Origin of the sequence: Flavobacterium segetis (genome assembly GCF_900129575.1) — a bacterium.
Taxonomy (GTDB): domain Bacteria; phylum Bacteroidota; class Bacteroidia; order Flavobacteriales; family Flavobacteriaceae; genus Flavobacterium; species Flavobacterium segetis.
This window is the reverse complement of record NZ_FQWE01000006.1, coordinates 296,859-307,054: the sequence shown is the minus strand read 5'-3', so window position 1 is coordinate 307,054 and position 10,196 is coordinate 296,859. Positions and strand designations below refer to the sequence as shown.

The 10,196-nt window shown below is 31.6% G+C and carries 10 protein-coding genes; 3 read left to right on the top strand and 7 right to left on the bottom strand.

The features are described 5' to 3' along the window. Nucleotides 1-228: 228 nt before the first annotated feature. From BUA99_RS15385 to BUA99_RS10915, 4 genes are all read right to left on the bottom strand, one after another. Complete coding sequence (locus BUA99_RS15385; RefSeq protein ID WP_234972952.1) at nucleotides 229-507, bottom strand: transposase; 279 nt, start codon at nucleotides 505-507, stop codon at nucleotides 229-231. A 1,318-nt stretch (nucleotides 508-1,825) separates the two neighbouring features. Then, nucleotides 1,826-2,659, bottom strand: coding sequence for an OmpA/MotB family protein (locus BUA99_RS10925; RefSeq protein WP_072992094.1), 834 nt, complete (start codon nucleotides 2,657-2,659; stop codon nucleotides 1,826-1,828). Between the two features lie 52 nt (nucleotides 2,660-2,711). Continuing rightward, nucleotides 2,712-3,713 (bottom strand): glycosyltransferase family 2 protein, encoded by a 1,002-nt coding sequence (locus tag BUA99_RS10920; protein WP_072992091.1) that lies wholly within the window; start codon nucleotides 3,711-3,713, stop codon nucleotides 2,712-2,714. A 12-nt stretch (nucleotides 3,714-3,725) separates the two neighbouring features. Continuing rightward, nucleotides 3,726-4,175 (bottom strand): type I restriction enzyme HsdR N-terminal domain-containing protein, encoded by a 450-nt coding sequence (locus BUA99_RS10915; protein WP_072992088.1) that lies wholly within the window; start codon nucleotides 4,173-4,175, stop codon nucleotides 3,726-3,728. Nucleotides 4,176-4,257: 82 nt separating this feature from the next. Here BUA99_RS10915 and holA point away from each other — a divergent pair, with 82 nt between their 5' ends. From holA to ettA, 3 genes are all read left to right on the top strand, one after another. Further along, nucleotides 4,258-5,262 carry a DNA polymerase III subunit delta gene (holA, locus tag BUA99_RS10910; protein WP_072992086.1) on the top strand — a complete coding sequence of 335 codons (1,005 nt, stop codon included), beginning with the start codon at nucleotides 4,258-4,260 and terminating at the stop codon, nucleotides 5,260-5,262. A gap of 73 nt (nucleotides 5,263-5,335) precedes the next feature. Then, nucleotides 5,336-5,518, top strand: a complete 183-nt coding sequence (locus BUA99_RS10905; RefSeq protein WP_072992083.1) for a CAL67264 family membrane protein — start codon at nucleotides 5,336-5,338, stop codon at nucleotides 5,516-5,518. Nucleotides 5,519-5,561: 43 nt separating this feature from the next. Beyond that, nucleotides 5,562-7,256: an energy-dependent translational throttle protein EttA gene (gene ettA, locus BUA99_RS10900; protein WP_072992081.1), complete on the top strand. Its 1,695-nt coding sequence runs from the start codon at nucleotides 5,562-5,564 to the stop codon at nucleotides 7,254-7,256. A gap of 59 nt (nucleotides 7,257-7,315) precedes the next feature. On the opposite strand, the gene BUA99_RS15475 is transcribed toward ettA, so the two are convergent. The 3 genes from BUA99_RS15475 to BUA99_RS10890 all read right to left on the bottom strand — a co-directional run bounded on the left by BUA99_RS15475 (nucleotide 7,316) and on the right by BUA99_RS10890 (nucleotide 10,154). Further along, entirely contained in the window at nucleotides 7,316-7,447 is a 132-nt protein-coding gene (locus BUA99_RS15475) for a hypothetical protein (protein ID WP_262487705.1), read from the bottom strand. Nucleotides 7,448-7,526: 79 nt separating this feature from the next. Next, nucleotides 7,527-7,943 (bottom strand): thiol-disulfide oxidoreductase DCC family protein, encoded by a 417-nt coding sequence (locus BUA99_RS10895; RefSeq protein ID WP_072992078.1) that lies wholly within the window; start codon nucleotides 7,941-7,943, stop codon nucleotides 7,527-7,529. A gap of 45 nt (nucleotides 7,944-7,988) precedes the next feature. After that, nucleotides 7,989-10,154: an endonuclease MutS2 gene (locus tag BUA99_RS10890; RefSeq protein ID WP_072992075.1), complete on the bottom strand. Its 2,166-nt coding sequence runs from the start codon at nucleotides 10,152-10,154 to the stop codon at nucleotides 7,989-7,991. Nucleotides 10,155-10,196: the final 42 nt, after the last annotated feature.

The window sequence follows — 10,196 nt, the reverse complement described above, 5'->3', positions numbered from 1 at the left end:
CGCCTGCGCAGATGGTACTGCAGTTATGTGGGAGAGTATGTCGTCGCCTTTCTTTAAAAACCCTTCGTCAATTGATGAAGGGTTTTTTGTTTATAAAATGTCTTCTCCTGAAATAGCGATACGTAAAAAAATGATTTAAATTCGGATCAAGAACAAAACTTGGGGATTACGCAAATAACTTAGTTAATCTAAATAGGAAGAAATCGGATCAAGAACAAAACTCGGGTATTAAGCAAATAACTTAGTTAATCTAAATAGGAAGAAATCCACTTTTCTGACTCCTCTAAATTGATTTCCGAATGCTTTTATTTTTGCATTAAAGGATTCCGCAGAAGCATTTGTACTTCGTTTATCAAAATAGTTTAAGATAGAATCATAGTTTATTTTTACAGTATTTATGATTGTATTGAAGCTTTTAATGCTTAAAGTCTCCACATCGCTATAGCAATATGCTAGTTTTGTAATGGCTACTGATTTATTTGTATTGTTATTGTAAATTTTGCACAATTTTTGGCTTAAAAAAATAGACTGTTTTAATTTTTTGATACTCTGTAAATATATTTTAGCTATTTCTTTTTAGCTTTCACTCCATTTGTTTGGGCATTTACACAGTAGAAATTTAGTTCTAATTAATAATTGTATGTCAGTATCACCGGTAGAAAATTCATTAGGAACAAATCGCATTTTATTGAGTTTAGCCTTTGCTAAGCTTTGGTTTTCTTTATCTAAAGCGTCCCATTTTAGTCTAACTCTAACTACTTCAGCAGCTTTTAAACATTAAAACGATCTGTTACTTGCTTGGCTTTTGGAAAAGCTTTTTTTAGCACTTAAATTTATACTGTTAGCCAAATCAATTGTAATTTAGATAACCTGATTACGTTTTTTTAAATCTATTTTTAGCAAGTGACTAATAACGATTTCTGCTTTGGTTCCTGCAATATTAGCCACTATAGAACCTTTCTTTCCTTATTAGTGACTGCGGTATAAAGCGCTCTCATTGATAGGTCAACTTTGTCTATAGACAAAAAGTTTATCATGTTTTCAGGGAAAATTTGGCAGTCAGTGATAGGTACTTCTTGTTCACGACTATTGAAGTTATTGAGATGTTTTTTGTATTGTTTTTATAGTTTTTTCTATTGACGATATAGAATGAACCTATAGTGTAACAGTCGTTTGCTTTAGTATCTATTAATTTTTTTAAAAAAGTAGCAAAATCTTGTATTATTTAAATTCCGTCTGCCATCTAATTCCTCCTGAGGCGTCGGGACTAAAAATAACATTACCAGTATCCCTATTAAGCTATCTAGAGCGGGCATATGAAGGCATACTTTATGTCTCTGAATTGGGAAATCTTGTACGGTTATTTCATCAAAAAATCCTTTGGAACTTAATTTATTACTGTGATAATCTTTAGATATTAAGTTCATACTCTTTAAATATAGTGGAACTACTTCATCTCCCATTGTGGATGTACGTCAAATAAAAATATTCAACAATGATTTCAGGTAATAACAATTTGACATGGTCACTAAGAGAATCTTATATTTCTGATAATTTTTGAAATGAAAATATCTATATTTTAATATTTTTCTAAAACTTTTAGTGTTGATTTATGATTTTCTTGAGATAGTTTGTCAGTCCACTACCGTCTTTTAATATGCAGAGATTCAAATTTCCCGCGAAGAAGGAAATCCTTGATCGTAATCTAGTTTAAGGACGTTTTGACTAGATCATTGACATATCTTTTGTCTTTGAAATACATTAATAAAAAAAGGGCTGTTTTAAATAGATTAAAACAGCCCTTTAACAAAATTAATATTTTATACTATTTTTGTTGCTTTTTCATTTCTTTTTCAATCATTTCGTAGAATTGATCAATTTTAGGTAATACAACAATACGAGTTCTTCTGTTACGTGCTTTATTTTCTGCAGTATCATTTGCTACTAAAGGAACGTAAGAACTTCTTCCGGCTGCAATTAACTGTTCTGGTTTAACTCCTAGTTGATTCGTTAAAACACGAATAATTGAGGTAGAGCGCTTAACGCTTAAGTCCCAATTATCTAATATTACACCATTGCTGATATAAGGAACATTATCGGTATGTCCTTCAACCATGCATTCAAAATCTGGTTTGTCATTAACTACTTTAGCAACTTTAGCTAAAACTCCTTTGGCTTTATCTGTTACTTCATAACTACCGCTTTTAAACAGCAATTTATCAGCAATAGAGATAAAAACAACTCCTTTTTCAACATTAATTTCAATGTCTGGATCAGAAATTCCTACAGCGCTTTTCAAACTTGTAACAACTGCTAGAGTTACACTATCTTTTTTAGTCAATGCATCCTGCATTCTACTAATTTTTAAATCCTTTTCTTTGATGGACTCTAAAGCTTTTTCAATATTTTGGGCTCCTTTTGTAGATAATATAGTCATGTCTTTCGAGACGCTAATTAATCCTTGATTTTGCTCCTTCAATGCAGTGGCCGTCGCAGCAAGTCCTGCTTTTTCCTCTAAACAAGAATTTAATTTTACTGTAGCGGTATTTAATAAATCTTGTGTTTCTTTATTTCTAGCTTCCAAGTCTGTGTATTTCTTTTTAGACACACAGGATGACATAAGTGCCATGACTGATAAGGCGATTACGATTTTTTTCATAAATTGTTTAAATTTAGATTAAAGTGTTAATTACAAATTTAGGCTTTAAATACTATCTGTTTCTAAATAATTCGTTAAAAACAGTAATTTTCCTAATATAATAGGAGTAAACGATACTTTCAACGTTGTAGTATTTACTGATCTGAACTTTTGTTCTTTTTTTATAATATTTTTTAAAAAAACCATAAAATGAGCCGTGAGCTTTTAAAATAGCTAAAAAATGACTTGGTTTTCCTTTTATTAAAAATTGAAATGCTGCAACTCCATCTAAAATCATTCGAGCTAAAATAATTTTTAACAATTTATTTTTCGGAAGATTCTTGGTAAGCATTAATAATGAATTTCTAAAATTTAGAAAAGTCTTGGTTGGATTTCCCTGTTGTAAAGTAGCTCCGCCAACATGGTACACGATCGACTTTGAGTTATACTTAATGTTATATCCTTCATTTATAGCACGCCAGCATAAATCAATTTCTTCTTGGTGAGCGAAAAATTCTCCATCAAAACCATTTAACTGTTTAAATATTTCACTTCTAATAAAAAAACAGGCTCCAGAGGCCCAAAAAATAGTCAAATTATCATTGTACTGACCTTCATCTTTTTCTAATGTTTCAAAAATTCTTCCTCTACAATAGGGATATCCATATTGATCTATGAAACCTCCGGCTGCTCCAGCATATTCAAAATAATCTTTATTTTTATAATCTAAAATCTTTGGTTGAATGATGACAGTTCTTGGCTCGTTCACAAATGTTACTAAGATTGGTTTTAACCAATTTTCTGTCACCTCGATATCTGAATTGACTAATGCATAAAATTCAGCATCAACATTCTTTAGTGCCTCATTGTAGCCACCAGCGAAACCAAGATTGCTTTCATTTCTTATAATATTTATTGCAGGAAAAAATGTTTTAATATAGGAAATTGAATCATCTGTAGATGCATTGTCAGCCACGTAGATAGAAGCTTCTTGCGAATATTTGACAATGGACGGTAAAAACTTTTCAAGCAAGAGTATTCCATTCCAATTTAAGATAACAATTGCTATTTTCATATTAAAATTTAATTAATGGATCTTGTAAAGGGGTAAATCAGTTAGGAACTGATACTTTTCATTTTCATAATCCATTTGACAAAAGTAATGATTCAATCCGTTAGTTACCATTAAATAGTGGGCTTTCATTGACATATTATAGCGTGCAATTTGGTCGAACGTAGATTGCGAGGTTTTAATTTCGGGTGCTTTACATTCAATTAAAATAAAAATAGAGCCATCAGGATTATAAACTACAACATCATATCTTTTGCGCAAGCCATTGACTTTAAGAACTTTTTCTACATTGATTAGTGATATAGGATAATTCTTGTCAATAAGCAAGAATTGTATTACGTGCTGTCTAACCCATTCTTCTGGTGTGAGGATAATAAATTTTTTCCTGATTTGGTCAAAAATAGCCACTTTATTTTCGCTATTTTTGAAGCGAAATTGATAGTTTGGGAAATTAAGTTGCTGCATTACGCAAAAGTATTAAATAAGTTGAAGATTTCAATTTTCAAATAAAAAATTGAATGTCGAAAATAAAATATTATATAATTCCATGGACGAGGTTTTAAAAATTGTAAATGAAATCAAAGGCGGAACCATCAAACCAATTTATTTTTTGATGGGCGAAGAACCATATTACATAGATAAATTATGCGAATATATCGAGAAAAATATTCTTACTGAGGAGGAGAAAGGTTTCAACCAATCTGTTTTATATGGTCGAGATGTTACTATAGAAGATATAATTTCTGCTGCGAAGCGCTACCCCATGATGGCCGAACGCCAGGTGGTGATTGTCAAAGAAGCGCAGGATTTAATTCGAACAATAGAAAAATTAGAGAATTATGCCGAAAACCCAATGCCTTCAACGGTTTTAGTTTTTTGCTTTAAATATAAAGCGCTAGATAAAAGAAAGAAAGTCTCTAAATTAATTGCTAAAAATGGAGTGTTTTTTGAAAGTAAAAAATTATATGAAAATCAAGTTGGCGATTGGATTAAAAGAGTTTTAGCAGGGAAAAAATATACAATTGAGCCTAAAGCCAATGCTATGTTAGTTGAATTTTTAGGTACAGATTTAAGCAAGATAAATAACGAACTGGAAAAACTCCAAATTATTTTACCGCTAGGTAGTAACATAACTCCTAAAGATATTGAAGAAAACATAGGATTTAGCAAGGATTTTAACGTGTTCGAATTGAGGAAAGCGATTGGTGAACGAAACCAATTAAAAGCATACACTATCGCTGAAAATTTTGCTCAGAATCCGAAAGATAATCCATTGATTGTAACTACTAGTTTAGTATTTGGCTTTTTCATTCAACTGTTAAAATACCATGGATTAAAAGATAAAAACCCTAAAAATGTAGCGGCGGTATTGGGAGTAAATCCTTTCTTTTTGAAAGAATATGACGTTGCTTTAAAAAACTTTCCAATGAAAAAAGTGAGTCAAATAGTTGCTTCGCTTAGAGAGATAGATGTTAAAAGTAAAGGGGTAGGTGCTAATGCGCTTTCCCAATCTGATTTATTACGAGAAATGCTTTATAAAATTTTTAATTAAAGGGTAAAAATTACCGATCTTTGCAAATTGATTCATAATTTCAAAAGGTGCTTTATAAAATGAAAATATAATTATGGGAATGAATAAAAACACTATTTTGGGCTGGGCGACATTAATAATGATTTTGATGGGATTGCTATTAATAGGTCTAGGAGCTTTTCGTTATAGAGATGTTTCTGGATGGGGATTTGCCGCAGTAGGTGTTGGCTTTTTGGCAAATGCTTGGGTATTTAGTTCTCTCAAAGGCAGACTGTAATATAAATAATAAATAATTATTAATAAATCTTAATTTTATAAAAATGTCAGACGATAAAAAAGTAATTTTCTCAATGCAAAAATTGAGTAAAACCTATCAGGGTGCTGATAAACCCGTACTTAAAAATATTTATTTGAGTTTCTTTTATGGAGCTAAAATTGGAATTTTAGGTTTAAATGGCTCTGGAAAATCATCTTTATTAAAAATCATTGCTGGAGTTGACAAAAATTACCAGGGTGATGTTGTTTTTCAACCCGGTTACACAGTTGGCTATTTAGAACAAGAGCCTATTTTAGATGATACAAAAACAGTTTTGGAAATTGTTCAAGAGGGAGCTGCCGAAACAATGGCGGTACTTGCTGAATACAATCAGATCAATGATTCGTTTGGATTAGAAGAAAATTATTCTGATTCAGATAAAATGGATAAGTTAATGGATCGCCAAGCAACTTTGCAAGACAAAATTGATGCGCTAGGTGCTTGGGAAATCGATACCAAACTAGAAATTGCAATGGATGCTTTACGCACGCCGGATGGAGACACTCCAATAAAAAACCTTTCGGGAGGTGAGCGGCGCCGTGTTGCTTTGTGCCGATTGTTATTACAACAGCCTGATGTATTGCTTCTAGATGAGCCCACGAATCACTTAGATGCCGAAAGTGTTTTATGGCTGGAACAGCATCTTGCCCAATATGCTGGAACTGTAATTGCAGTAACACACGATAGATATTTCTTAGACAATGTAGCAGGATGGATCCTAGAATTAGATCGAGGTGAGGGCATTCCTTGGAAAGGAAATTATAGTTCGTGGCTAGATCAAAAATCGAGTAGGATGGCACTTGAGGAAAAAGTAGCATCAAAACGCAGAAAAAACTTAGAAAGAGAATTAGACTGGGTACGTCAAGGCGCTAAAGGACGTCAAACGAAGCAAAAAGCACGTTTGCAAAATTATGATAAGTTATTAAATGAGGATCAAAAACAACTAGATGAAAATTTGGAAATCTATATTCCTAATGGTCCACGTTTAGGAACTAATGTTATCGAAGCCAAAAATGTAGCTAAAGGTTTTGGCGAAAAATTATTATATGATAATTTGAATTTTACTTTACCACAAGCAGGAATTGTGGGGATTATTGGGCCTAATGGTGCTGGTAAATCAACTATTTTTAAAATGATTATGGGAGAAGAGAAACCTGATTCAGGTGAATTTTCGATAGGAGATACTGTCAAAATCGCATACGTTGATCAAGCACATTCTAATATAAATCCTGATAAATCAATTTGGGAAAACTTCGCTGATGGGCAAGAATTAATTATGATGGGTGGAAAGCAAGTAAATTCACGAGCTTATTTGTCTCGTTTTAATTTTGGTGGTGGCGAGCAAAACAAAAAAGTATCTGCTCTTTCTGGTGGTGAACGCAACCGTTTGCACCTTGCAATGACTTTGAAAGAGGAAGGAAACGTATTGTTATTGGATGAACCAACAAATGATTTAGACATTAATACGCTGCGTGCTCTTGAGGAAGGATTAGAGAATTTTGCTGGTTGTGCCGTGGTAATTTCTCACGATAGATGGTTCTTAGATAGAATTTGTACCCACATCTTAGCTTTCGAAGGAAACTCCGAGGTCTATTGTTTCGAAGGCGGTTTCTCTGAATACGAGGAAAATAAAAAGAAACGCTTAGGGGGCGATTTAACCCCAAAAAGATTGAAATATAGAAAGCTAGTTAGAAACTAATTATTCTAGTGTATTAATAGCACTAAGAGGATGCTTTACAATGGCATCCTCTTTTTTTACTATTTTTTTACTTTCTTATCTGAGTTCATCATAATAAAAATTGCAGCAACAAGTCCAACAATAACTAAACCAAATACGACAACCATAATAAAAGTTCCGTTATCCATTGTAAAAAGTGTAGTATCTTTCATATTATATTCCGTTTTAAGTTTGGTCAAATATAATGTTGTTACTTTTTATAAGATATGATATTTATCATAAGTAATATTTTTAGTCTAAAAATTTACCTTGTAATTCTGGAGTTGGAATCAAACAGTTATCTTTTTTCCCAAACCATTTGTATCTATTCCTAGCGATATAATCATAAAAATAATTATTAAAAGAATTAGGTAGAATAGAAAATAAAGATGTAAAATAGTAGATACCTCCTAGATTTTTAGCAATTTTTAATGCTGCATCCGCTTTTAAATAGTACGCTAATCCAGGCTCATAGAGAATTATACTATCCATTTTATGAGTGTCTATTCCAAGATGCTTAATTATTATTTGACCTAAATCAGATTGTAAAGCAACAAATCTAAATAGGTCTTTCTTGTCATTGTTTATGATCAACTGCACAGCTGAATCACAAAGATTGCAAACTCCGTCAAATAATATTATTTTTTTGTGCTTGGGTAAGTTTTCCATTATTAGCAAGTTGTAAAAAACTATTAAATTAATTTTGAATAAAGATTATTTTTTGCTGTTTTCTACAAACTCAAGCGCTTCTAAACTAACTTTAGATGTAAAAACGCCATAATTCACAGTTGCTTTATTTTTTTCGATACTGTCAATTGTTCCAACCGCTTTGCCGTCAAACATTCTCACACGATCACCAACTTTTAATATTGGTTTTGGTTTCTCAATAACAATTTTTATCTTTTTCTCTTTCTTTTCTTTTCTAATTTCCTCTACCTGTACCGTAATTTCTTGAATTACTTCTTTTTTCTTTTCAATTATCGCTTTTGTTTCTTTTACCGTTGCTTTTCTACGTTTTGAATTCTCAATTTCGATTATTTTTAAAAATTCACCTAGCAGTTCTTTTTTATTTTTATTATTAAAATATTTTTCAGAAATATCTTCGATCTTTTGACCAATGTAAATCGTTTTCTGATTGCTATCATACAATTCTTGATAACTTTCCAGTTTTTGCTTGATTTTTATATTTATTGTTTCCATTTTCTTGCCTTCTTCACGCGCTTTAGTTTCCTCCTCCTTAAGTGTTTGTGAAGTTTTTTCAAGTTTCGCACGTTCTTTTTGAAGTGTTGCAATTGTTTTGTCAAATCGAACTTTTCCAACTTCAATTTTTTTCTTAGCTCGATTAATCAAGCTAAACGGAATTCCATTTTTTAAGGCTACTTCAAATGTAAATGAACTTCCCGCCTGTCCTAAAATTAACTTGTATAATGGCTCTAAAGTTTTTTCGTCAAATAACATATTTGCGTTAGTGGCAAAAGGTAATTCATTTGCTAAAATTTTTAAATTGGAATAATGCGTTGTAATAATTCCAAAAGCTTCTCGATGATAGAATTCTTCTAAGAAAATTTCAGCAAGAGCACCACCAAGTTCAGGATCAGATCCTGTACCAAATTCATCAATTAAAAACATAGTTTTACTATTACACTTTTTTAGGAAATAGTTCATATTTTTTAAACGGTAACTATAAGTGCTTAAATGATTTTCTATGGATTGGTTATCACCAATATCAGTCAAAATTCGGTCAAACAAGAATGTTTCGCTACGCTCGTGCACCGGTATCAACATACCTGACTGTAACATTAATTGCAGTAATCCTACTGTTTTTAAGGATATGGTTTTTCCACCTGCATTAGGACCAGAGATTACAATTATGCGATTTTCTTGATCTAATTCTATAGTTTGAGGATGCGTAATTTCATTTTTCTCTTTATTATTTAAAAACAAAATAGGATGAAAAGCATCTCTAAAATAAAGTCTCCTATTTTCAGTTATTGTGGGCAAAATTCCATTAATTCTATTAGCATACTTTGCTTTTGCAGCAATCACGTCAATATCACTTAGGAAATCTTGGTATTGAATTAATAAAGGCAAAAATGGTCGAATACTATTAGTTAATTGCTTTAATATCCTCGTTATTTCCTCTTTTTCTTCATACTCCAGATTGCTTAATTCTCTTGAATAGTTTAACGTTGCTTCTGGCTCTATATAAGCAATGCTTCCCGTTTTAGAACTCCCCATTATAGATCCTTTCACTTTGCGACGGTACATCGATAACACCGCTAAAACTCTACGATTTTGTACAAAACTTTCTTTGATGTCATCTAAGTATCCTAAAGCGTTATATTGCGTAAGTGCTGTTCCAAAACTTTGATTTACTTTTCCTCGCACACTGTTCATATTTCTGCGAGTATTCAGCAAATCAGGTGATGCATTGTCTTTTATTTCACCATATTTATCAACAATATCGTCTATCATTAACACAATATCTTTGGTGAATTCAACTTGTAAAGCTCTTTTATGAAGATTAGGATAATAATCTTCAAACTTTTTAAAATAAGTCAATAAAAAATTTACCGATGATGAAAGTGAAGCAATCTTTCTAAAACTTCCTACTTCAAGAAAGCTATCTTCAATTGCTAGAAATCTAATTTCATGGCTGACAGCATCAAAACCATGATTGGGAATTGCATTATTATTTTGGAAGGATGACAAATATTCTGATGTTTGCATCAATGCTTGCATCAAAGTTTCTTTATCTTTAAAAGGTATTATTTCTAGTGCTTTTTGCTTTCCAATGTCAGTATTGCAAATATTTGAAAGCGTTTCAAGAACTGTTGGAAATTGTAAATCTTGTAATGTTTTGTCGGTAATGGATATCATTTATCTTTGTAAATCTTTTGTAAGCAAAAATAGTTAATAGTT